The organism is Herbaspirillum lusitanum, from assembly GCF_046025995.1.
Classification (GTDB): Bacteria; Pseudomonadota; Gammaproteobacteria; order Burkholderiales; family Burkholderiaceae_D; genus Herbaspirillum; species Herbaspirillum lusitanum_A.
In genome coordinates, this window is record NZ_JAQQFM010000003.1 from 438,407 (window position 1) to 461,369 (window position 22,963).

Here is a 22,963-nt window from a genome sequence, read left to right on the forward strand (position 1 = left end):
AAGCTATAAGGAGTATGACTCATGGCTACAGGTAAAGAGATACGTGGCAAGATCAAGAGCGTAGAAAATACGAAGAAGATCACAAAGGCGATGGAAATGGTCGCCGCATCCAAAATGCGCAAGGCGCAGGACCGGATGCACGCGGCCCGTCCATACAGCGACAAGATTCGCAACATTGCTGCGAATCTGTCCCAGGCCAATCCTGAGTACACGCATCCGTTCATGGTCAAGCAAGATACGGCCAAGCGTGTTGGTTTCATCGTCATCACCACAGACAAGGGTCTGTGCGGTGGCATGAACACCAACTCGCTGCGTCTGTTGACTGCCAAGCTGCGCGAGTTGGAAGGCCAGGGCAACGCGATTGAAACAGTCGCGATCGGCAACAAGGGCCTCGGTTTTCTGAACCGTATCGGCGCCCGCGTTGCGGCCAATGCCGTCCAACTGGGCGATACGCCGCACCTGGAAAAGCTGATCGGCCCCGTCAAGGTGCTGCTCGACGCCTACCAGGAAGGCAAGCTGGATGCGGTTTATCTGGTGTACACCAAATTCATCAACACGATGAAGCAGGAAGCAACGCTGCAGCAATTGCTGCCGTTGTCCAGCGACAAGCTGAAGGCGGACGAAGGTGCGCATTCCTGGGACTACATCTATGAACCTGATGTCCAGAGCGTGGTGGATGAATTGCTGGTGCGTTACGTCGAAGCACTGATTTACCAGGCCGTCGCAGAAAACATGGCGTCCGAGCAATCGGCGCGTATGGTCGCGATGAAGGCAGCAAGCGATAACGCGGGGAGCGTAATTGGCGAGTTGAAGTTGGTCTACAACAAGACGCGTCAAGCTGCGATTACCAAAGAGCTGTCTGAAATCGTCGCCGGTGCGGCAGCGGTCTGATGACGTAGCGCAGCGATGCGTAACAGTATTTAAATTTTATATATTGAAGGAACGAAAATGGCTGATGGCAAAATCGTTCAGTGTATCGGCGCAGTGGTGGACGTGGAGTTTCCACGCGACGCGATGCCCAAGATTTACGATGCCTTGAAATTGGAAGGTTCGGAACTGACTCTGGAAGTTCAGCAACAGCTGGGCGACGGCGTCGTTCGTACCATTGCGCTCGGTTCGTCGGACGGTCTGCGCCGCGGCCTGACTATCACGAACACCGGCAAAGCGATCACCGTGCCAGTCGGCAAGGCGACCCTGGGCCGCATCATGGACGTGCTGGGTAACCCGATCGATGAATGCGGTCCGGTGAGCCACGAACAAACTGCTTCTATCCACCGCAAGGCTCCTGCATACGACGAATTGTCGCCATCGCAGGAACTGCTGGAAACCGGCATCAAGGTGATTGACCTGGTCTGCCCGTTTGCCAAGGGTGGTAAGGTCGGTCTGTTCGGCGGCGCGGGTGTGGGCAAGACCGTGAACATGATGGAACTGATCAACAACATCGCCAAGGCGCACAGCGGTCTGTCCGTGTTCGCCGGTGTTGGTGAGCGTACTCGTGAGGGTAACGACTTCTATCACGAAATGGCTGAAGCCAAGGTTGTGGATCTGGAAACTCCAGAGAACTCCAAGGTTGCCATGGTCTACGGTCAGATGAATGAACCGCCGGGCAACCGTCTGCGCGTTGCGCTGACCGGCCTGACGATCGCTGAAGGTTTCCGTGATGAAGGCAAGGACGTTCTGTTCTTCGTCGACAACATCTACCGTTACACACTGGCTGGTACTGAAGTATCGGCGCTGCTGGGTCGTATGCCTTCCGCCGTGGGTTATCAACCTACGCTGGCTGAAGAAATGGGCCGTCTGCAAGAGCGTATCACTTCGACCAAGACCGGTTCGATCACATCGATCCAGGCCGTCTACGTTCCAGCGGATGACTTGACCGACCCGTCGCCTGCTACTACGTTTGCTCACTTGGACTCGACCGTCGTTCTGTCGCGTGACATCGCATCGCTGGGTATCTACCCTGCGGTCGATCCACTGGATTCGACTTCGCGCCAGCTGGACCCGCAAGTCGTGGGTCAGGAACACTACGAAACAGCACGCGCTGTTCAGGGTATTCTGCAGCGCTACAAAGAATTGCGCGACATCATCGCGATTCTGGGTATGGACGAACTTGCTCCGGAAGACAAACTGCTGGTGTCGCGTGCTCGTAAGATGCAGCGTTTCCTGTCGCAGCCTTTCCACGTTGCTGAAGTGTTTACCGGTTCGCCAGGTAAATACGTTTCGCTGAAGGACACGATCAAGGGCTTCAAGATGATCGCCAGCGGCGAACTCGATCACCTGCCGGAACAAGCGTTCTACATGGTCGGTACGATCGACGAAGCAATCGAAAAAGCCAAGAAGATCAACTAAGGTCACTTATTGATCTCGGCGCCATTCCCGCGTAAGCGGGGATGGTCAACCGGATAGGAAACGACATGGCAAATACCATTCACGTTGACGTGGTCTCCGCCGAAGAAGAAATCTTCTCCGGTGAAGCCGAATTCGTCGCGTTGCCGGGTGAATCGGGCGAGCTGGGGATTTATCCTCGTCACACGCCGCTGATCACGCGCATCAAGCCGGGTGCAGTCCGCATCAAGGTGCCGGGTCAGGCGCAGGATGAGTTTGTGTTCGTGGCCGGTGGTCTGCTGGAAGTTCAGCCTCACACCGTGACCGTGCTGGCCGACACCGCGATTCGCGGCGCCGATCTGGACGAAGCCAAGGCGACGGAAGCGAAGCGACTGGCTGAAGAAGCGTTGGCCAATCGCGATTCGAAGATCGATTACGCCTCTGCACAAGCCGAACTGGCTGCTGCGGTTGCGCAATTGGCGGCGATTCACAAGCTGCGTCAGAAGCGTTAAGCAGAAGCAGTATTCTGCGATCAGTTTCGGCATCAAGAAAAAAGGCAGCTTCGGCTGCCTTTTTTCTTGTTTGCATTTTGGCAGCGATAGTAGTTGCCGCGTTTTGAGCAGGTCTTCTTCTTCTTCTTCTTCTTCTTCTTCTTCTTCCTCTTCCTCTTCCTCTTCCTCTTCCTCTTCCTTTTCAAAGCGCGATCGCAGTACCCGCAAAGCTTTCATATATGGGCAGCCGGCGCGCCGCATCATGATCGGGTAAAGTGATCGTTTGCGCGTGGTTGTCATCGGATCTGTCTGGCTGCAACCGTCACGTCTATCTCATCGCGACAGCTGCGACATCTGGTGTCGCAGCCTTAGCCTTATTGCAAAGGAGCGCATCCGTGAACGCAAGCACGTCCAAACCAGTCATCGCTGTTGTCGGCCTGTCCAATCGTCCTGATCGTCCCAGCTACGATGTGACGGCCTATATGCAGCGCCAGGGTTACCGCATCGTCGCCGTCAATCCTATGTATGCGGGCGAGCAGATCCTTGGCGAGCATTGCTATGCCAGCCTGAGCGAAGCCGCAGGGGCGCTTGTTGCTGCCGGAGTAAAGATCGATATCGTCGATTGCTTCCGCAAGTCGGCAGATATCCCACCGGTGGTCGACGAAGCCATCGCCATCGGCGCGAGCTGCGTCTGGATGCAGCTGGGCATTGCCAATGACACTGCCGCCGCCAAGGCCGAGGCGGCGGGGTTGAAGGTGATCATGGATCGTTGCATCAAAGTTGAACACGCCATGGGAATTACGCACGGCGTGCTGTAGTCGAAGCAGCTTCAATCATGCTCGCCACAAGATAGGGAGATCAGCGCCATGGCAACAAGCATTCGCGAACAATTCCGCGTCACCAAAAAGACCGAAATCAAGGACGAAAACGCGGCGCTCAAACCGCTCTCCAGCGGCGACAAGGCCGCCGATAAGGTCACGGTGCAGACGCTGGCGTTGCAGATCGCCGAGCAGCAGGCCATGCTCTACGCCAGCCATAGCAAGAAGGTGCTGGTGGTATTGCAAGGCATGGATACCAGCGGCAAGGACGGCACCGTCAACGGTGTGTTCGGCAGCGTCAATCCGGAAGGCATCCGCGTCATCAGTTACAAGGCGCCCAGCCCGCTGGAGTTGCAGCACGATTATCTCTGGCGCATCCATCAGCAGGTGCCGAAGCAGGGCGAACTCGCGGTGTTCAACCGCAGTCATTACGAAGACGTGTTGATCACGCGCGTGCATGACTGGATCGATGCCGCCGAAGCCAAGCGCCGCTACGGCCACATCAACGACTTCGAACGCATGCTGAGCGAAACCGGCACGGTGGTGCTCAAGTTCTTTCTGCACATCTCCAAGGAAGAGCAGCGCTCGCGCTTGCAGGAGCGCGTCGACGACCCCAACAAGCACTGGAAATTCGACGTGCAGGATCTGGAGGAGCGCAAGAGCTGGGACGACTATCAGAAGGTCTATCTTCAGGCGATTCAGGCTACCGATACCGATCACGCGCCCTGGTATGTGATTCCCGCGAACTCCAAGACGCATCGCAATCTGGCGATCGCCAACATTGTGCTGGAAACGCTGCAGGGCATGAAGCTGGCCTATCCGCCGGCCAAGAAGGAACTGGCCGGATTGAAGGTGAGCTGAGCATGCGCCGCTGGCTGCCTGAAGTGCTGGCTTTGCCCTTGTTGCCATGGTTGCTGGTGCAGGGCCGGCGCACCCGCCGCGTGACGCCGCGCATGCCCGAGGCGGCCGGCGCGCGTGAAGGTCTGTGTCTGCCGGCCGGCGCGAAGGACGCATGGCCCGTCATCGAAGTATTGGCCATCGGCGAATCGCCGGTCGCGGGCGTTGGCGTGGATACGCAGGATCAGGCCATCTCTGCCCGCTTCGCAGGGCAACTTGCAGAGCAATTGCAAAGTGCGGTGCGCTGGACCGCCTTCGGAAAGAACGGCGCAACGGTGGCCGATGCATTGCGCGATGTCACGCCGCAATTGCCGTCGCGTTCGATACAGATCGTGCTGCTTGCATTCGGCGTCAACGACAGCACCGCATTCCACAGCAGCGCGCGCTATCGTCGCGATCTCGGCTTGCTGATGCAGACCGTGCGCGCGCGGCTGCATCCCGATCTGATCATCATCGCGGGCGTGCCGCCGCTGCATCTGTTTCCGGCCTTGCCGCAACCGCTGCGTCATGTGCTCGGCATGAAGGCGGCAGTGCTCAATCGTGCTGCACGTCAGCTGGCGCAACAATCTTCGAAGACGATCTTTGTGCCGATCCGGAGCGACACCCGCGATCGCAGTCTGATGGCGCATGACGGCTACCATCCCTCCGCTGCCGGCGTGCACATGTGGGCAGCGCAACTGGCACAGGCGACGCTAAACGCATTCGAAAAGAGCAAGACGGAAGCCAACGCCTAGTCAGCGCCGCACGATAATCCGGCAATGCATATGAAAACGCCCGCTCATCGTGAGCGGGCGTTTTGCATGCCGGGCCGGATATCGCGGCCAAGCCTGGGATGGATCACCGGGCGCCGTATCAGCTCAGTGCAGCCACTTGTCGAACACGCGCTGATAGTCGCCGGTGGCCTTCAGCAGATGCATCCAGGCATCCACATAGTCCTTGAACACCACATCGCCGCGCGGCAGCATGAAGGCCTTTTCGGCGAACTGCAAAGGCTGATCCGGATTGACCGGGCACAGCTCATGATGCAGCTTGGCCTGCCACAAGGTCTCGCTGGAATCGGTCACCATCACGTCAGCCTTGCCATCCACGATCTGTTGAAAGATGGTGACATTGTCCGGGTGCAGAATCAGCTGCGCCTTCTTGTAATTGGCGCGCGCAAAGCGTTCGTTGGTGCCGCCCGGATTGACGATGGCGCGCGTGCCAGGCTGATCGATCATGTCGAAGTTCTTGAACTTCGCAGCGTCGGCGCAGCGCACGATGGGCGCCTTGCCATCCACCAGATGCGGCACCGAGAACGAAACCATCTTTTGCCGCTCCAGCGTGATCGAAACGCCGCCCATGGCGATGTCGCATTGCGCGATGAAGTCCCTGGTCAGCGTGGTCCAGCTGGTCTTCACGAATTGCGCTTCCACGCCCAGCGACTTGGCCAGCGATTGCGCCAGATCGACATCGATGCCTTCGAAACTCTGATCGGGCTTGTAATAGGTGAAGGGCTTGTAGTCGCCGGTCATGCATACGCGCAACTTGCCCGACTGCATCACCTGATCGAGGCGTGAGGCAGAGGCCGGAACGGCGTCGGCGGCATTGCTGATGGATGAAAGCGCGGCGCATGCCAGCAGCATGCCGCAGAGGATTTTTTTCATGCAAGTCTCCAGATTGATTTTTTGGCAATGTGGCGCTGTGCGCGCGCCTTGGTCACTGTTTGCCTGATGGGCCTTGATGCACTTTTTGCCCGGCAAAGCGGTGCCAGATGATAGCAAAAGTTCGGGCGCCGGCCGCGGCATGGCCTCAGCTTTTTGCTGATCCTCATCGCTTGTTACGCAATCGGGATGAACTCGGACCCGGGCCCGCTTACTAACAGGCATCAGCGGATGCCGAGCCGGTTGCTGTGATTGTCTGTGCGATTGTTTTGCAATGAGCGCCGGCGCCGACATCCGTTTTTTTCACGCTTGAACGGGAGACAACATGTTGCGATTGAAAGACCCGGCGCTGCTGCGTCAGCAGGCTTACATAGATGGCAAATGGTGCGATGCCGACAACCAGGCGACCAGCGCCGTGCACAATCCGGCCAATGGCGAACAGCTCGGCACGGTGCCGAAAATGGGCGGCGTCGAAACGCGCCGCGCCATCGAAGCCGCCAACGCCGCCTGGAAGGGCTGGCGCAGCAAGACCGCCAAGGAGCGCAGCCAGATCTTGCGCAAGTGGAACGATCTGATGCTGGCCAATGCCGACGATCTGGCGCTGATCATGACCGCCGAGCAGGGCAAGCCGCTCACCGAATCGAAGGGTGAAATCACTTACGCTGCCTCATTCATCGAATGGTTCGGCGAAGAAGCCAAGCGCGCCTATGGCGATACCATTCCGTCGCCGCTGGCGGGCAATCGCATCGTCGTGACCAAGGAGCCGATCGGCGTCTGCGCGGCGATCACACCGTGGAATTTCCCGGCGGCGATGATTACGCGCAAGGCCGGTCCCGCGCTGGCCGCAGGCTGCCCGATGGTGCTCAAACCGGCCGGCGCCACGCCGTTTTCAGCGCTGGCGCTGGCGGTGCTGGCCGAGCGTGCCGGCGTGCCGGCCGGCGTGTTCAGCGTGGTGACCGGTTCCTCCGATGCCATCGGCGCCGAACTGACCTCCAACCCGCTGGTGCGCAAATTGTCGTTTACCGGCTCTACCGATATCGGCCGTAAATTGATGGCGCAATCGGCGCCCACCATCAAGAAACTCTCGCTGGAGCTGGGCGGCAACGCGCCCTTCATCGTGTTCGACGATGCCGATCTGGATGCCGCCGTGGAAGGCGCGATTGCCTCCAAATACCGCAATGCCGGGCAGACCTGTGTCTGCGCCAATCGCCTGTATGTGCAGGACGGTGTCTACGATGCCTTCGCGCAAAAGCTGGTCGCCGCCGTGCAGAAACTCAAGGTCGGCGATGGCGTGGAAAACGGCGTGACGCAAGGGCCGCTGATCAACGAGAGCGCAGTCAAAAAGGTCGAGGAGCATATTGCAGACGCCACCGGCAAGGGCGCACGGGTGCTGCTGGGCGGCAAACGCCATGCACTCGGCCGCAGCTTTTTCGAGCCCACGGTGCTGGCCGACGTCACCAGCGACATGCGGGTGGCAAAGGAAGAAACCTTCGGCCCGATGGCGCCGCTGTTCCGTTTCAAGACCGATGAAGAGGCGGTGGCACTGGCCAACGATACCGAATTTGGTCTGGCCAGCTACTTCTACTCGCGCGATATCGGCCGCATCTGGCGCGTGGCCGAAGGGCTGGAAAGCGGCATGGTCGGCATCAATACCGGCCTGATCTCCAATGAAGTCGCGCCCTTCGGCGGCGTCAAGCAATCCGGTCTGGGGCGCGAAGGATCACATTACGGTCTGGACGACTATCTGGTCATCAAGTATCTGTGCATGGGCGGCATCTGAGATCTGAGCCGGGATACTGACGACATCAGCGGCGGCCGGCATGTGGGAAATGCCGGCCGCTCCATGGCGGCCATGATGCCGCGCATCAAAGTCCATGCGAATTGAATGAGATAATAGCGAATTGCCGTCCGCTATCAGAATCGACTCATGTCCCAATTTGCTCCCCTCAAGAACGACACATTCCTGCGCGCGCTGCTGCGCCAGCCGACCGACTACACGCCTATGTGGCTGATGCGTCAGGCCGGCCGTTATCTGCCCGAATACCGCGCCACCCGCGCGCGCGCCGGTTCGTTTCTGGGCTTGGCGAAAAATCCCGACTACGCTACCGAAGTGACGCTGCAACCGCTGGAACGTTATCCGCTGGATGCTGCGATCCTGTTTTCCGACATCCTGACCGTGCCGGACGCCATGGGTCTGGGTCTGTATTTTGCCGATGGAGAAGGTCCCAAATTCGAACGTCCGCTGCGCGACGAAGCGGCGGTCAAGGCGCTGCGCGCGCCCGATCTGGCTTCGCTCGACTACGTCTTCAACGCCGTCACGCAGATCCGTACCGAGCTCGATGGCCGCGTGCCGCTGATCGGTTTCTCCGGCAGCCCATGGACGCTGGCCTGCTACATGGTGGAAGGCGGCGGTTCGGACGACTTCCGCACCGTCAAGACCATGCTCTACGATCGTCCCGATCTGATGCATCACATCCTGCAAACCAATGCCGCTGCGGTCGCCGCCTATCTCAATGCGCAGATCGACGCAGGCGCACAAGCCGTGATGATCTTCGACACCTGGGGTGGCGCGCTGGCCGACGGCATCTATCAACAGTTTTCGCTGAACTACATGGCCGATGTCATGCGTCAGCTCAAGCGCGAAAAAGACGGCGTGAAGATTCCCGCCATCGTGTTCACCAAGGGCGGCGGCCTGTGGCTGGAGCAGATTGCCGCCATCGGCGCCGACGCCGTCGGCCTCGACTGGACCGTGAATCTGGCCGAAGCGCGTCGCCGCGTGGGGGCCAAGGTCGCGCTGCAAGGCAATCTGGATCCGAACGTGCTATTCGCCGGCCCGGATCAGATTCGCGCCGAAGTGCGCAAATTGCTGGAGTCCTATGGCAAGCCGGAAGCAGGGCAGGGCCATGTCTTCAATCTCGGCCATGGCATCTCGCAGTTCACGCCGCCGGAATCGGTGACGGTGCTGGCCGAGGCCGTGCATCGGATCAGCAGAGAACTGCGGGCTTAATTAACACGCCAGGGGAGTGCGAAGCATGCTCGCGGCCGTGCGCACGTGCTCGGAAAATGTCTGACTGACAAGATGTAGAAAGGGGCAGATACGCGCCACTTTCACTGCTTGCAGCGGTTTCTTTCTGAGCGACGCGGGCTGCGCGTGAACAACATAACAGTCAACATTGGTGCGGCTGGCGAGTTCGCTTCATCGATAGTGTGCAAGATGAGCGCCAAGTCCTGAATAAGAATTCCCCAGGCTCAATATTTTCCCGTGTTTTGCGCCGTCGGTTCGTCATGCAGGCTGGCCTTGGTGCAAAAAAATGCAGATGTCAATCCTGCTGCGCCAACTTATGCACAATATCGGGTCTGCGCTTAACAAGAATGTTTTTTATCCGTGGATAGAAGTGTTTCGCACTCCGGTTTTTGCAAGTGTTTGATTTTAAATGACTTAATTTTTGCCGCGCATTTGGGCAATCTATTGGAAGCCGCTCGTGACCTGGGCTGCAGGCTTGTCAATACCGACTTGTCCCCAAAGTTATCCACAGAGTTTGTGGATAGCTCAAAAAGAGCTTATGAAACGGGCGCTTACGGATGTATCTCAAGTTTTACTTGAGGTTTGTCGGCACCGTTCCAATGAAATGTTCCATTTTGTTTCTGTAATGAAATTAAATGATGGGTTGACAAAAACCGCTCAGCGTTTGCATAAGGAAGCACAAAAAAGGACTTATGCACATGAAGGGCCATGTCACCGGCTTGAAAAATAATTTTAAAAAAATTTTTTCGAGAACTTTTTATTTTCCTAAGTAATTGTTTTTTAAGGAATTATTTTTTGCTTTTGAATTGGGCAATTTATTGAAAGCCGCTTCCAGACTGGGCAAAGGGCTGTCAATAGCGAGTTGTCCCCAAAGTTATCCACAGGTTTTGTGGATATGCCAAAAAAACGCTATGAAACCAATAGTTAGCTTCGTTTTTCAGGATTTACATTAAGTTCGTGGAACAGTGGATTCTTAAGGTCGCCCTCGACACCCCCTTGCATACCGTCTTCGATTATCGTTGGCGGCAAGCGAGCGGCGAAGCACCGCCCGAAATCGGTCAATTGGTGATGGTGTCCTTCGGGCGCCGCGACACCATGGGCCTCATCGTCGAGCTCGCCACGCACAGCGAGCTGCCGCCGGACAAGCTGAAAGACGCGCTGGAGCTGCGCCGCCAACTGCCGCCGCTATCGCGCCAATGGCTGGACTTGTGCGCCTTTGCCGCCGATTACTACCAGCGGCCGCTGGGCGAAGTAGCACTGCCGGGCTTGCCCAAGAATCTGCGCGCGATCAAACCGACGGCCTTGGACAAGGCCCTCAAGGCGCTGGACAAGACGCCCAAGCCGGTCGCCGTCAGGAAAACCCGCAAGAAGGCGAAAGCTGCCGTGCTTGCAGATAATGCCAGCGCCAGCGTCGCCCCCTGCGCTGAAAGTCCGGAGGCGATGGCCGCGCCGGTGCACGCGGCCGGCCTCGCGGCTGAAGCCGAAGATTCTGCCCATGCGCCCGATTCCACCGAGCACGCGTCCGGCTCCGAGCTGTACTTCGGCGTCGCGCCACAGCTCAACCCGGCGCAGCAGGATGCCGCCGACGCTATCGCCGAGGCGCGCGGTTTTACGCCGCTGCTGCTGTACGGCGTGACCGGCAGCGGCAAGACCGAGGTCTATCTGCAGGCGGCGGCGCGCATTCTGCTGCGCGATCTCGATCCGGCCAGCGGCAAGCTGCCGCCGGCGCAGATTCTGATTCTGGTGCCGGAAATCAATCTCACCCCGCAGCTGGAAGGCAATATCCGCGCGCGCTTCCCCAATCTCGAGGTGGTCAGCCTGCACAGCGGCCTGGCCGAAGGCGAGCGCACGCGCGGCTGGCTGGCGGCGCACACCGGGCAGGCGCGCATCGTGCTCGGGACGCGGCTGGCGATCCTGGCTTCGCTGCCGCATCTCAAACTGATCGTGATCGATGAAGAACATGACCCGTCCTACAAGCAGCAAGAAGGCTTGCGCTATTCGGCGCGCGACCTGGCGGTGTGGCGCGCGCATCAACTGAGCATTCCGGTGGTGCTGGGTTCGGCCACGCCCTCGCTGGAAACCTGGCAGCACGCGCAGGCAGGCCGCTATCGCCGGCTGGAGCTGCGCCAACGCGCTGCGGCGCAGGCGGTGCTGCCGAAAGTGCGGGTGCTCGACATGGAGCGCGACAAGCCCAACGACGGTCTGACCTCCACCCTGGTGGCGGCCATGCGCAAGCGTCTGGAGCGCGGCGAACAGTCGCTGCTGTTCCTCAACCGGCGCGGTTATGCGCCGGTGCTGGCCTGCGACGCCTGCGGCTGGATCAGCAATTGTCCGCGCTGCACCGCCTTCATGGTCTTGCACAAGCCGGAGCGTCGACTGCGTTGCCACCATTGCAGTCTGGAGCTATACATTCCCAAGGGCTGCCCGACCTGCGGCAATATCGACCTGCAACCGCTGGGGCGCGGCACCCAGCGCGTGGAAGAAGGACTGGCGGCGATCTTTCCCGAGGCGCGCGTGTTGCGCATCGATGCCGATTCGACCCGGCTCAAGGGCTCGGCCCAGAGCGCTTTCGACAGCGTGCACCGCGGCGAAGTGGATATCCTGATCGGCACCCAGATGGTGGCCAAGGGGCATGACTTCAAACGTCTGACGCTGGTCGGCGTGCTCAATCCGGACACCGCATTGTTCTCGCACGACTACCGCGCCAGCGAGCGCCTGTTTGCGCAACTGATGCAGGTGGCGGGGCGCGCCGGTCGTGCCGGCCCGAGCGAGGAAGGCAATCCCAGCGAAGTGCTGATCCAGACGCGCTATCCGCATCATCCGCTGTACGGAGCGGTGACCCGGCACGACTACGACGGCTTTGCCGGCACGCTGCTGGATGAAAGGCGTCAGGCGTTTCTGCCGCCCTTCATGTATCAGGCCCTGTTGCGGGCCGAGGCGCGCGAGCTGGATATCGCGCTGGCCTTCTTGCAGGACGCCGCCCATTGTCTCGAGCATGGCGGCATCACCATCAACGAGCCGATCCCGATGACCATGACGCGCGTGGCCAATGTCGAACGCGCGCAATTGCTGATCGAGTGCGAATCCCGGCCGGCGCTGCAATCCTTCCTCAAGGACTGGATGCAGATTCTGCGGCAGATGAAAACCCGTGCGCGCTGGTCGCTGGAAGTCGATCCGGTCGATATCTGAGCGGCGTGCGGCCGCCGTTCATCGCCTGAAGTTTGTTGTTCTCCGCCTGAATCAGCTCATTCGTCGCATGGCGCTCGGCAAGTCGGGGGCGCTGATTCAGCATCCCGGTATTCCTCTTTTTCAAGTGTGCCGGGAGCTGACCATGTTGCAACAAATCATCATTCATACCCCGCTCTGGGTCTGGGCCTTGCTGGCTTTTCTGATGTATCGCGGCGCCGTCGCCAGCCGCGACCGCGAAGCGCCGCTGCTCAAGGTGCTGCTGATTCCGATGGTGATGCTGGCCTTGTCTGCGAACGGTTTGTATCAGCAGGCGCAGGCCGACTTTTCTGTGCTGGAGTTCGCACTGCTGGCGGCCGCCGTCTGCGGCTGTCTGAGCTGGAGTCTGGCCGGGCGCGGCGGCATCGTCGCCTATCCTGCGCGTGGCTCGGTTTTTCTGCGCGGCAGCTGGCTGCCCTTGCTGATGATGAGTTTCATCTTCATCGTCAAATATGCCGCCGGTGTAATGCAGGCCATGCATGTTCATTGGCTGCAGGCGTTCTGGTTCGCACCCGTCCTCGGTCTGGTTTATGGCGGCTTCATCGGCGCCGCGCTGGGCAAGATGTTGCGAATCTTGCATCTGTACCGGCGGGCGCAGTCGCCGGCCGCCCCATCCGGCCTGCAATCAGAGCAAAGATCGGCTTCAATCTGAGGGCGGCAAGCCGGTATAATCGGGGGTTTCTATCTTCATCAGTGCGCGGCGTCTGCCGCCTACCTCATTCGCCCCCATGCTTGTCCAACAGAAACAACGTATCACCGAATTATTCCAGGCCGCACTGGCGCCGCTGATCGCCGGGTCTGAACTGACGCCCAGCATCACGCTGGAGCGTCCGCGCGATCCTTCGCACGGCGACATCGCCTGCAACATCGCCATGCAACTGGCCAAACCGCTCAAAAAGAATCCGCGCGAACTGGCGCAGGCGCTGGTCGCCGCCGTGCTGGCCGATCCCGTCGGCAAGGGCCTGATCGAGACCGCTGAAATCGCCGGTCCGGGCTTCATCAATCTGCGCGTGGCGGCAGCCGCCAAACAGGCGGTGGTCAAGGTGGTGCGGGAGCAGGGCGCAGAATTCGGCAAGAGCCGGGCCGGTGCCGGCAAGAAGGTGCTGGTGGAATTCGTTTCGGCCAATCCGACCGGCCCGCTGCACGTCGGTCACGGCCGTCAGGGCGCGCTTGGCGATGCGCTGTCGGCCTTGCTGGAAGTGCAGGGCTACGATGTCCTGCGCGAGTTCTATTACAACGACGCCGGCGTCCAGATCGGCACGTTGGCGACCTCGGTGCAGGCGCGTGCGCGCGGCTTCAGGCCGGGTGATGCCGAATGGCCTGAAGCGGCCTACAACGGCGACTACATCGCCGACATCGCGCGCGATTTCCTCGACAAGAAAACCGCCTCGGCCAGCGACGGCGAACCCGCCACCGCCAGCGGCGATGTGGAAGACATCGAGTCGATCCGTCACTTCGCGGTCGCCTATCTGCGCCACGAGCAGGATCTGGATCTGCAAGCTTTCGGCGTCAAATTCGACAATTACTATCTCGAATCTTCTCTGTACCGCGAAGGCAAGGTGGCCGCTGCAGTGGACGCGCTGATCAAGGCCGGCAAGACCTACGAGCAGGAAGGCGCGCTGTGGCTGCGCACCACCGACTATGGCGACGACAAGGATCGCGTCATGAAAAAGACCGACGGCACTTACACCTATTTCGTGCCGGACGTCGCCTATCACATCAACAAATGGCAGCGCGGCTACGGCAAGGTCATCAACGTGCAGGGCAGCGATCACCACGGCACCATCGCGCGTGTTCGCGCCGGTCTGCAGGCTTGCGGCGAAGGCATTCCGCAGGGCTATCCCGACTACGTGCTGCACAAGATGGTCACCGTGATGAAGAACGGCGAGGAAGTGAAGATTTCCAAGCGTGCCGGTTCCTACGTCACGCTGCGCGACCTGATCGAATGGTCGGCCGGCGAGGCGGTCGAGGGAGAACCTCGCGATCTGACGCGCGGCCGCGACGCCGTGCGTTTCTTCCTGATCTCGCGCAAAGCCGATACCGAATTCGTGTTCGACGTCGATTTGGCGCTGGCGCGTTCCGATGAAAATCCGGTCTACTACGTGCAGTACGCGCATGCGCGCATCTGCTCGGTGCTCAATCAATGGGGCGGCGATGAAGCCGAACTGCTGGCGGTCACCGATCTGTCGCCGCTGACCGCGCCGCGCGAAGCCTCGCTGCTGGCCAAGCTGGCCGAGTATCCGGACATGCTGGAACACGCGCTGCAGGAACTCGGCCCGCATCAGGTCGCCTTCTATCTGCGCGATCTGGCAGGCGAACTGCATAGCTACTACAATGCGGAACGCGTGCTGGTCGACGATGTCCCAACCAGATTCGCGCGCCTGGCGCTGATGAGCGCGACCCGTCAGGTGCTGCGCAACGGCCTGGCTTTGCTGGGCGTCTCGGCGCCGTCCAGAATGTAAAGAATGCACATGAAGAGAAACGTGAAACAGTCGAAAGCGAAAACTCAGAAACAGGCCGGCGGCACTTTGCTCGGTCTGATCATCGGTCTCATCTTCGGTCTCGGTATTGCAGTGGTGGTGGCGCTGATGATCACCAAGTCGCCGATTCCTTTCGTCAACAAGGTCACCCGTCCGGAACGCGCCGAGTTGTCGCCTAGCCAGGCGGCCGATCCGAATCGTCCGCTGTACGGCAACCGCGACATCGCCAAGGAAGCCGCCAAGGATCAGGCGCAGTCGCAGACCCCGGTGCCGCCGAATACCGCAGCGCAGCCGGTCACGCCGGTGCCGCCGCCGGTCGCCGTTACGCCCAAGGTTGAAACCAAGCCGGCCGAGAAGGCCGTCGCCAAGGACGCTGCCAAGACCGACACCGCCAGCACCAGCAATAGTGCCGACGACAAGTGGAGCTACTTCCTGCAGACCGGCGCCTTCCGCGATCAGGCCGATGCCGAAAGCGCCCGCGCCAAACTGGCGCTGCTCGGTTTCGAAGCCAAGGTCACCGAACGTCCGGCCGACAGCGGCGTGCTGTATCGCGTGCGCATCGGGCCTTTCGCACAAGCCGAAACGATGAACCGGACGCGCAGCAAATTGTCCGACAACGGGGTCGATGCGGCGATCGTGCGCATTCCCAAGTGATTGAGTAAAAAGCGATCAAGCAAGTCCGTTCAGTTCTCTTCCCAATATCATCAAGAAAGAAGGGTGTAATTCATGCGTTTCTATCAACAAGTCCTGGCGGCCGTCGGTTTCGGTCTGGTGGCGCTGAGCGCCTCCGCATCGCCGGCCAATCCGCAGGAAGGCGCCGACTACCGTGTGCTGGATCAGTCGCAGCCGACCGAGTCGGGCAACAAGGTCGAAGTCACCGAGTTCTTCTGGTACGACTGCCCGCACTGCGCCGCCTGGGATCCGTCGCTGACGGCCTGGGTCAAGAAGCAGGGCGACAAGATCAACTTCAAGAAGGTGCCGGTTGCCTTCCGCGATACCTTCGTGCCGCAGCAAAAGCTGTACTACACGCTGGAAGCCATGGGCAAGGCCGATGAGCTGACGCCGGGCATCTTCCGTGCAATCCACGTCGAAGGTCAGCGCATCAACACCGACAAGACCATCCTCGCGTACATCGAGAAGATCGGTCTGGACAAGCAGAAATTCCTCGACCTGTACAACTCCTTCGGCGTGCAGACCAAGGCCCGCCGTGCAGCGCAGCTGCAGGAAAGCTACAAGGTCGACGGTGTGCCGATGATCGCCATCGACGGTCGCTATGTGACCTCGCCGGCGCTGGTCGGTCAGGCGCTGGCGAACCAGCCGGAATCGATGCAGCAAGCCGCAGCGCTGCAGGTGATGGATCACCTGATCGCCAAGGTCGCCGCAGAACATGGCAGCAAAGACAGCAAGCCGGCCCCGAAAAAGAAGTAAGGCCGTCTGCCGTCCAACGGCCCGTCGCTCGCGAGAGCACGGGCTTTTTTTATTGGCGTCGAGGAGTTGAACAAGAGCATGATTCGCGTATTCATTACCGGAGCTTCCAGCGGTATTGGTGCGGCACTGGCGCGCGCTTATGCCGGGCAGGGCGCAGTGCTGGGGCTGGTGGCGCGGCGCGAAGCCGAGTTGCAGGCCTTGCGCGCCAGCTTGCCGCGCGCTGAGCAACATCGCATTTATGCCTTGGATGTGACCGATCATCTGGCGCTGGCGCAGGCGGCCGAGTCCTTCATCGCTGATGTCGGCGGCGCTGAAATCGTCATCGCCAACGCCGGCATCTCACAAGGCACGCTGACCGAATTTACGGAAGACTTGCCGGTATTCGAACGCATCATCGCGGTCAATGTGGTGGCGACTGCCGCTACCTTTTCGCCCTTCGTCGCGCGTATGAAGGCACTGCCGCCGGAACAGCGCCGGATCTGCCGCCTGGTCGGCATCGGCAGCGTGGCCGGCATTCGCGGCTTGCCTGGCGCCGAGGCTTACAGCGCCTCGAAGGCGGCGGTGATCAGCTATTGCGAATCGCTGCGCATCGAACTGCGCGCCAGCGGCATCAAGGTGGTGACGATTGCACCCGGCTATATTGCAACGCCGATGACCCAGGTCAACCACTACAAGATGCCCTTCCTGATGCCGGTGGAACGTTTCGCCGCCAAGGCTGCTTCGGCCATTGCCGGCGGCGTCAGCTATCGCGTGATCCCGTGGCAGATGGGCGTGGTGGCCAAGCTGCTGCGCCTGCTGCCTAATTGTTTATATGATTTTGCCTTTGCCAGGGCGCCGCACAAGAAACGCAATCTCTGAACGACGCGGTTTCGTTCATCAGGAAGGACGTACACATGAAAATCATCTTCGCAGGCACTCCCGAATTCGCCGCCGTGGCGCTCGATGCGCTGTATCAGGCTGGCCATGAAATCACGCTGGTGCTGACCCAGCCGGATCGCCCGGCCGGACGCGGCATGCAGTTGCAGGCCTCGCCAGTGAAGCAGCGCGCGCAGGCGCATCAGACGCCGGTGGCGCAACCGCAATCGCTCAAGCTGGACGGCAAATATCCGGAGGTCGCGCGCGAGGCGCATGCGCTGCTGCAGGCAACGCCGCACGATCTGATGATCGTGGCCGCCTATGGTCTGATCCTGCCGCGCAGCGTGCTTGATCTGCCGCGCTACGGTTGCATCAATATCCACGCTTCTTTGCTGCCGCGCTGGCGCGGCGCGGCGCCGATTCATCGCGCCATCGAAGCCGGCGACGAGCGCAGCGGCATCACCATCATGCAGATGGAAGAAGGTCTGGATACCGGCCCGATGCTGCTGGAAGAAAGTCTGGAAATCGGCGAGGACGACAATACCGGCAGCCTGCACGACAAGCTGGCGGCCATGGGCGCGCGCATGATCGTCGAGGCCGTGGGTGTGCTGGAGCAGGACGGCAAGCTGACTGCAACGCCGCAACCGGAGCAGGGCGTGACTTACGCTGCCAAGATCAGCAAGGATGAAGCGGCGCTGGATTTCACGCTGAGCGCTGAGCAACTGGCGCGCCGCATCCGCGCGTTCAATCCTTTTCCCGGCGCGACGGCACGCAGCGGCGAGGCGCTGGTCAAGCTGTGGAATGCCCGTGCGATCAATGAAGAAAGCAGCGCGGCACCCGGCGAAATCATCAGCGCCGATGCGCAGCGTGGTGTGCTGGTCGCCACCGGCAAGGGCGTGTTGCAATTGAGCGAGCTGCAAAAGCCGGGCGGCAAACGCCTGCCGGCGGTGGAGTTTTTGAAGGGCTTCAGCCTCGAAGGCGGGCGCTTCAACTGAGTTCAACTGAGTCCAGCTGAGATCTCAAGGCGGTGTCGGCCGCAGTACGGCCGATGCGCGGACACCATCACGCGAGGGACATGAATGGATCAACTGGCCGCAATGCGCATGTTCCGGCGCGTGGTCGAGGCGGGCGGTTTCAGTGCCGCCGCCGACACCCTGAACATTTCTCACACCATCGTTTCGCGCCAGGTGCGCCAGCTTGAAGAAACCTTGGGCGCGCAATTGCTGAACCGCACCACGCGGCGTTTCTCGTTGACCGAAATCGGCGCCGGCTATTACCGGCGTTGTGTCGACATTCTGGAGCAGGTGGATGAGGCGGCGCGTCAGGTGGCGCAGCATCAGGAGCGGCCCTCAGGCCTGTTGCGCATCAACGCGCCTATGGCCTTCGGCACGCTGGAGTTGCCGCAATGGCTGCCGCAGTTCATGCAGCACTATCCCGAGCTGCATATCGATCTGGTTTGCAATGATCGCTTCGTCGATCTGATCGCCGAGGAGTTCGACGTCGGTCTGCGCATTACGCGCAAGCTGCCCGATTCCAGCCTGATCGCCAAACGGCTGTGCACCAGCGACATGCTGCTGGTGGCGGCGCCGGCGTATCTGCAGCGCTGGGGCACGCCGCAGCATCCGCAAGATCTGATGCAACACAATTACCTGGCGTATTCACTGGCGCTGCAATCGACCGAGCTGAGTTTCGCTGACGCTGCCGGCCAACTGCAGACCGTGCAGATGCGCGGCAGCATGCAGGCCAACAACGGCGACATCGTCTGCGCGGCGGTGAAGGCCGGCATCGGCATCACGGCTTCGGCCAGTTTTGTGGTGCATGAAGCAGTGGCGCGCGGCGAGATGGTGGTGCTGCTGCCCGGCTATCAACTGCAGCCGCGCGAGCTCTACGCGGTGTATCCGCAGAGCCGCCATCTCTCGCCCAAGGTGCGCGCTTTCGTGGATTTTGTTGCCGGTTATTACGCGACGCCGCGCTGGGTTTGATTTTTTCAATGTGAGCCTGATACCCGAACGGCGCCGCATTCGTAAACGCCGACGTGTTCAGTTCACCGCCAGCGCCAGGATGGCATCCGTCGTCAGCACGCTGCCGAAGGTGTCGCTCAGTCCGGTCAGCGTGGCCTGATGCAATTCGACATGCGAAGTGGTGCCGCCCAGCGGATTGTCGATGGCGCGCGTACCAGAGGCATCGGCCGCCACGATCACGGCATAGCCTTTGGGTACGGCATCACGCGCAGCGCCGGCGATGCAGTTGTGGGTCATCAGGCCGCAGATCAGCAAGGTCTTGATGCCTGCGTCTTTCAATTGCTGGTCGATGTCGCTGCTCACGAACACGCTGGCGGTATTTTTCTTGACCACTTTGTGATGCGGCGCCGGTTGTGCATCGGCGTGAAATTCCACAGTCGGGCTATCGGCTGCAAACACCACGCCGCCGGCCGGGCTCACATGCTGCACATGAAACACCGGCATCCGGTGCGCATCGGCATGGGCGATCAGGCGGCGCGCCTGCGCCAGGGTTTCAGCCGCGTCCGGCACCGGCAGCTTGCCGCTGAAATATTCATTCTGGAAATCGATGACCAGCAGCGCGGTGCTGCTTGCCTGCAATGCGGCGGGAGCTTTGGCGCCGGCCAGCGCGCGAATGCTTGGATGATGCATGATGAATCCTTTCAATTGAGTTGCCGTGCGGGTTATCGGTTCAGGCTGAATCGTCACGGACAGGGCGCAGCTTACACAACGCGCAAGGCTTCACACAGTAGCGCAAGGCGACAAGACTTGTGCGGATTCAGCACAAATCGGCGAGCGACCTTGCTTCAAACTGCGGGTGATCAATCCGGCAGAGGCAGCGGACTCGGCGGTTTGATTTCTTCCAGGCAGACCATGGATTTGACGCCGGCCACGCCCGGCACCTGCATCAGACGGTCGGTGAGGAAGGCCGACAAGGATTTGAGATCGGTCGCCGCCACCTTCAGCAGATAGTCGAAATCGCCGGAAATCGTATAGCACTCCAGAATCTCAGGAAACTGGCGGATCGCCTTTTCCACCGTGCGCACCTGCTTGAATTGCTCGCGCGCCAGGCTGAGATTGACGAAGGCGATCACATCCAGGCCCAGCGCCGCCGGCTCCACCTGCGCGGCGTAACCGCGAATCACACCCTCGCTCTCCAGCCGCTGCACGCGCCGATAACACTGCGGCGGCGACAGATTGACCTGCTCGGACAGCTCGACGTTGCTGGCGCGCCCTCGTGCCTGCAAGGTTTCAAGAATAATCTTGTCGTATCGATCGAATTTTTCCATGGAATTTGGTAGTGATGAACGATTCGTTCATATTATCCAGAAATCACGACCGAAAACGAAAAAAAATTTCTCGCGTTCCCGCTTATCCTTGAGGCCGTGTTGCAGTGCTGCAAATGGCCGTGCGCAAGACGGGGAAATGCCGCTGAACTATGGCGTCGGCATGGCCTCGAAACTGAGGCGAGGCACCTTCCGGTCCGGCGCCCCGCACGGCACTGGCTGTTCATTAAAAGTCTGCGCATCCGCGCAATACCACCTGAATTGCGCGGCCGATTTCAGAACCGATACAGGAGCCGATCATGACGAACGCCGCCATTACCCTCGAGCAAAAATACTGTGCGAGCAATTATCAGCCGCTGCCGGTGGTGCTGTGCAAGGGGCAGGGCGTGTGGCTGTGGGATGAGGAGGGGCGGCGTTACATGGACATGATGTCGGCCTATTCCGCTGTCAGCTTCGGCCATTCGCATCCGCAATTGATCGCGGCGCTGACGTCGCAGGCGCAAAAACTGGCGGTCACTTCGCGCGCCTTCTATAGCGACCGGCTCGGCCCGTTTCTGCAGACCTTGTGCGAGCTGACCGGCATGGCGCGCGCGCTGCCGATGAACAGCGGCGCCGAAGCCGTGGAAACCGCCCTGAAGGCGGCGCGCAAGTGGGGCCACAAGGTCAAGGGCATTGCCGACAACCGCGCGCGCATCATCGTCTGCAAGGGCAATTTCGGCGGACGCACCACCACCATCGTCGGCTTCTCGTCTGAAGCGCAATATCGCGACGGCTTCGGCCCGTTCGACGGCGGTTTCGACACCATTCCCTTCGGCGATGCGGCGGCGCTGGAGGCGGCGATCACGCCCGAGACGGCGGCGTTTCTGGTGGAGCCGATCCAGGGCGAGGGCGGCATCGTCATGCCGCCGGACGGCTATCTCAAGCAATGCCGCGACATCTGCACACGCCACAATGTGCTGCTGATCTGCGATGAAGTGCAGACCGGACTGGCGCGCACCGGCCGCCTGCTGGCCTGCGACCACGAGCAGATCCGGCCGGACGGTCTGGTGCTGGGCAAGGCGCTCGGCGGCGGGCTGCTGCCGGTCTCGGCCTTTCTGGCGCGCGAGGATGTGATGCGGGTTTTCACTCCCGGCGATCACGGCAGCACCTTCGGCGGCAATCCGCTGGCGGCGGCGGTCGGTCTGGCGGCTTTGCAGTTGCTGCGGGACGGTGCGCTGGCGGCCAATGCCGAGCGCATGGGGCAGCGTCTGCGCGATGGTCTGCGCGCCATCGCGCACCCGGCGATCCGGCAAGTGCGTGGACGCGGGCTGCTGATCGGCATGGAACTCGATCCGGCGCTGATCAGCGCAAAACTGTTTTGCGAGCGTCTGATGCAAGAAGGCATCCTGTCCAAGGAAACGCATGAAACCGTGGTGCGCTTCGCGCCGCCGCTGATCATCGACGCCGATCAGATCGACGTGGCGCTGCAGGCGATACGCCAAACCTTTCTTACCTTTACCGAACCAGCCAGGGAGCCCGCTTTATGAGCAAATACATGGACAACAGCATGGAGAAATACATGAGTCAATTCGACAGCCCATTCAGCGACAGTTTTCTGATGTGTCCGCCTGAGCACTTTGAAGTCTCGTATGTCATCAATCCCTGGATGGAAGGCAATGTCGCGCACGACGACAAGGCCCTGGCCGCGCGCCAGTGGCAGATCTTGCACGACGGCTTGCGTGCGGTGGCGCAGGTCGAGCTCATGCCGTCCGCGGCCGGTGTACCGGACATGGTATTCACTGCAAACGGCGGTCTGGTGCTGGGCGACAAGGTGATTCTGTCGCGCTTCCGCCATATCGAGCGGCAGGCTGAAGAGGCGCATTTCGATGCCTGGTTTGCCGCGCATGGCATGCAGGTGCTGCACATGCCGGACGATGTGCCCTTCGAAGGCGCCGGCGATGCCTTGTTCGACCGTCAGGGCGGTCAGTTGTGGCTGGGCCACGGTCATCGCTCCGACATCCGCAGTGCACCACTGATCGCCGGCTGGCTGGACACCGAAGTACAGACCCTGCAACTGGTCGATCCGCGTTTCTATCATCTGGATACCTGCTTCTGTCCGCTCAACGGCGGCTATCTGCTGTACTTCCCCGAGGCTTTCGATCAGGCCTCGCAAAAGGCGATTGCCAGCCGTGTGCCGGAGCAGCGTCGTATCGCCGTCGGTCTGGCCGATGCGCTCCACTTCGCCTGTAATGCGGTCAACAGCGGTCGCCACATATTTCTCAATCGTGCGTCGGATGGCCTTTGTGCGCAGTTGCAGGCGCTCGGTTTTGAAGTGCATCAGACACCGCTGTCCGAGTTTCTCAAAGCGGGCGGCGCCGCCAAATGCCTGACGCTGAAGCTGACTGAGCCGGTGCAGGCAGCTACCGTGCCGGCGGTCTCGCACCGCGAGCGTCTGGCCGAAGCGGGCATTGCGGCGGGATGATTTGCCGGGGTGAAACTGAAGTGAGCGAAAAA

At 60.5% G+C, this 22,963-nt stretch carries 22 protein-coding genes; 19 read left to right on the top strand and 3 right to left on the bottom strand.

Features of this window, described 5'->3' with window-relative positions:
- The first annotated feature begins 21 nt into the window (after positions 1–21).
- The 7 genes from atpG to PQR62_RS07875 all read left to right on the top strand — a co-directional run bounded on the left by atpG (position 22) and on the right by PQR62_RS07875 (position 5,265).
- Complete coding sequence (gene atpG, locus PQR62_RS07845) at positions 22–891, top strand: F0F1 ATP synthase subunit gamma (protein WP_408156525.1); 870 nt, start codon at positions 22–24, stop codon at positions 889–891.
- Between the two features lie 57 nt (positions 892–948).
- Positions 949–2,349 (top strand): F0F1 ATP synthase subunit beta, encoded by a 1,401-nt coding sequence (gene atpD / locus PQR62_RS07850; protein ID WP_408156527.1) that lies wholly within the window; start codon positions 949–951, stop codon positions 2,347–2,349.
- A gap of 65 nt (positions 2,350–2,414) precedes the next feature.
- A complete protein-coding gene (locus tag PQR62_RS07855) occupies positions 2,415–2,837 on the top strand; it encodes a F0F1 ATP synthase subunit epsilon (RefSeq protein ID WP_408156528.1) in 423 nt (140 codons plus the stop codon).
- Positions 2,838–2,930: 93 nt separating this feature from the next.
- Complete coding sequence (locus PQR62_RS07860) at positions 2,931–3,095, top strand: hypothetical protein (RefSeq protein WP_408156529.1); 165 nt, start codon at positions 2,931–2,933, stop codon at positions 3,093–3,095.
- 116 nt (positions 3,096–3,211) lie between these two features.
- Positions 3,212–3,634, top strand: coding sequence for a CoA-binding protein (locus PQR62_RS07865; protein WP_408156531.1), 423 nt, complete (start codon positions 3,212–3,214; stop codon positions 3,632–3,634).
- A 48-nt stretch (positions 3,635–3,682) separates the two neighbouring features.
- On the top strand, positions 3,683–4,495 hold the full coding sequence (locus PQR62_RS07870) for a PPK2 family polyphosphate kinase (protein ID WP_408156533.1): 813 nt from the start codon (positions 3,683–3,685) through the stop codon (positions 4,493–4,495).
- 2 nt (positions 4,496–4,497) lie between these two features.
- Complete coding sequence (locus tag PQR62_RS07875; protein ID WP_408156535.1) at positions 4,498–5,265, top strand: SGNH/GDSL hydrolase family protein; 768 nt, start codon at positions 4,498–4,500, stop codon at positions 5,263–5,265.
- A gap of 123 nt (positions 5,266–5,388) precedes the next feature.
- Here PQR62_RS07875 and PQR62_RS07880 read toward each other — a convergent pair whose 3' ends face one another.
- Entirely contained in the window at positions 5,389–6,174 is a 786-nt protein-coding gene (locus PQR62_RS07880; protein WP_408156537.1) for a transporter substrate-binding domain-containing protein, read from the bottom strand.
- 322 nt (positions 6,175–6,496) lie between these two features.
- On the opposite strand from PQR62_RS07880, the gene gabD reads away from it, so the two are divergent.
- The 10 genes from gabD (at position 6,497) to PQR62_RS07930 (ending at position 19,166) form a co-directional block, all read left to right on the top strand.
- Positions 6,497–7,951, top strand: coding sequence for an NADP-dependent succinate-semialdehyde dehydrogenase (gabD, locus tag PQR62_RS07885; protein WP_408156538.1), 1,455 nt, complete (start codon positions 6,497–6,499; stop codon positions 7,949–7,951).
- 147 nt (positions 7,952–8,098) lie between these two features.
- Positions 8,099–9,178, top strand: a complete 1,080-nt coding sequence (gene hemE / locus PQR62_RS07890) for a uroporphyrinogen decarboxylase (RefSeq protein ID WP_408156539.1) — start codon at positions 8,099–8,101, stop codon at positions 9,176–9,178.
- A 975-nt stretch (positions 9,179–10,153) separates the two neighbouring features.
- Positions 10,154–12,385: a primosomal protein N' gene (locus tag PQR62_RS07895; RefSeq protein ID WP_408156540.1), complete on the top strand. Its 2,232-nt coding sequence runs from the start codon at positions 10,154–10,156 to the stop codon at positions 12,383–12,385.
- 142 nt (positions 12,386–12,527) lie between these two features.
- Positions 12,528–13,073, top strand: a complete 546-nt coding sequence (locus PQR62_RS07900; protein ID WP_408156542.1) for a DUF6622 family protein — start codon at positions 12,528–12,530, stop codon at positions 13,071–13,073.
- 76 nt (positions 13,074–13,149) lie between these two features.
- Complete coding sequence (gene argS, locus PQR62_RS07905) at positions 13,150–14,883, top strand: arginine--tRNA ligase (RefSeq protein ID WP_408156544.1); 1,734 nt, start codon at positions 13,150–13,152, stop codon at positions 14,881–14,883.
- 21 nt (positions 14,884–14,904) lie between these two features.
- The gene (locus PQR62_RS07910; protein ID WP_459251855.1) at positions 14,905–15,555 is read left to right on the top strand and encodes an SPOR domain-containing protein; all 651 of its coding nucleotides are present in this window, start codon (positions 14,905–14,907) and stop codon (positions 15,553–15,555) included.
- Positions 15,556–15,627: 72 nt separating this feature from the next.
- Positions 15,628–16,329 (top strand): thiol:disulfide interchange protein DsbA/DsbL, encoded by a 702-nt coding sequence (locus PQR62_RS07915; protein WP_408156548.1) that lies wholly within the window; start codon positions 15,628–15,630, stop codon positions 16,327–16,329.
- A gap of 78 nt (positions 16,330–16,407) precedes the next feature.
- On the top strand, positions 16,408–17,187 hold the full coding sequence (locus PQR62_RS07920; protein ID WP_408156550.1) for an SDR family oxidoreductase: 780 nt from the start codon (positions 16,408–16,410) through the stop codon (positions 17,185–17,187).
- 35 nt (positions 17,188–17,222) lie between these two features.
- Complete coding sequence (gene fmt / locus PQR62_RS07925) at positions 17,223–18,179, top strand: methionyl-tRNA formyltransferase (protein ID WP_408156552.1); 957 nt, start codon at positions 17,223–17,225, stop codon at positions 18,177–18,179.
- A gap of 84 nt (positions 18,180–18,263) precedes the next feature.
- A complete protein-coding gene (locus PQR62_RS07930; RefSeq protein WP_408156554.1) occupies positions 18,264–19,166 on the top strand; it encodes a LysR family transcriptional regulator in 903 nt (300 codons plus the stop codon).
- Between the two features lie 57 nt (positions 19,167–19,223).
- Here PQR62_RS07930 and PQR62_RS07935 read toward each other — a convergent pair whose 3' ends face one another.
- A complete protein-coding gene (locus PQR62_RS07935) occupies positions 19,224–19,835 on the bottom strand; it encodes a cysteine hydrolase family protein (RefSeq protein ID WP_408156556.1) in 612 nt (203 codons plus the stop codon).
- Positions 19,836–20,005: 170 nt separating this feature from the next.
- Complete coding sequence (locus PQR62_RS07940; protein ID WP_408156558.1) at positions 20,006–20,473, bottom strand: Lrp/AsnC family transcriptional regulator; 468 nt, start codon at positions 20,471–20,473, stop codon at positions 20,006–20,008.
- 296 nt (positions 20,474–20,769) lie between these two features.
- On the opposite strand from PQR62_RS07940, the gene rocD reads away from it, so the two are divergent.
- Entirely contained in the window at positions 20,770–21,996 is a 1,227-nt protein-coding gene (gene rocD / locus PQR62_RS07945; RefSeq protein ID WP_408156560.1) for an ornithine--oxo-acid transaminase, read from the top strand.
- A 32-nt stretch (positions 21,997–22,028) separates the two neighbouring features.
- Positions 22,029–22,931, top strand: coding sequence for a dimethylarginine dimethylaminohydrolase family protein (locus PQR62_RS07950; protein ID WP_408156561.1), 903 nt, complete (start codon positions 22,029–22,031; stop codon positions 22,929–22,931).
- Positions 22,932–22,963: the final 32 nt, after the last annotated feature.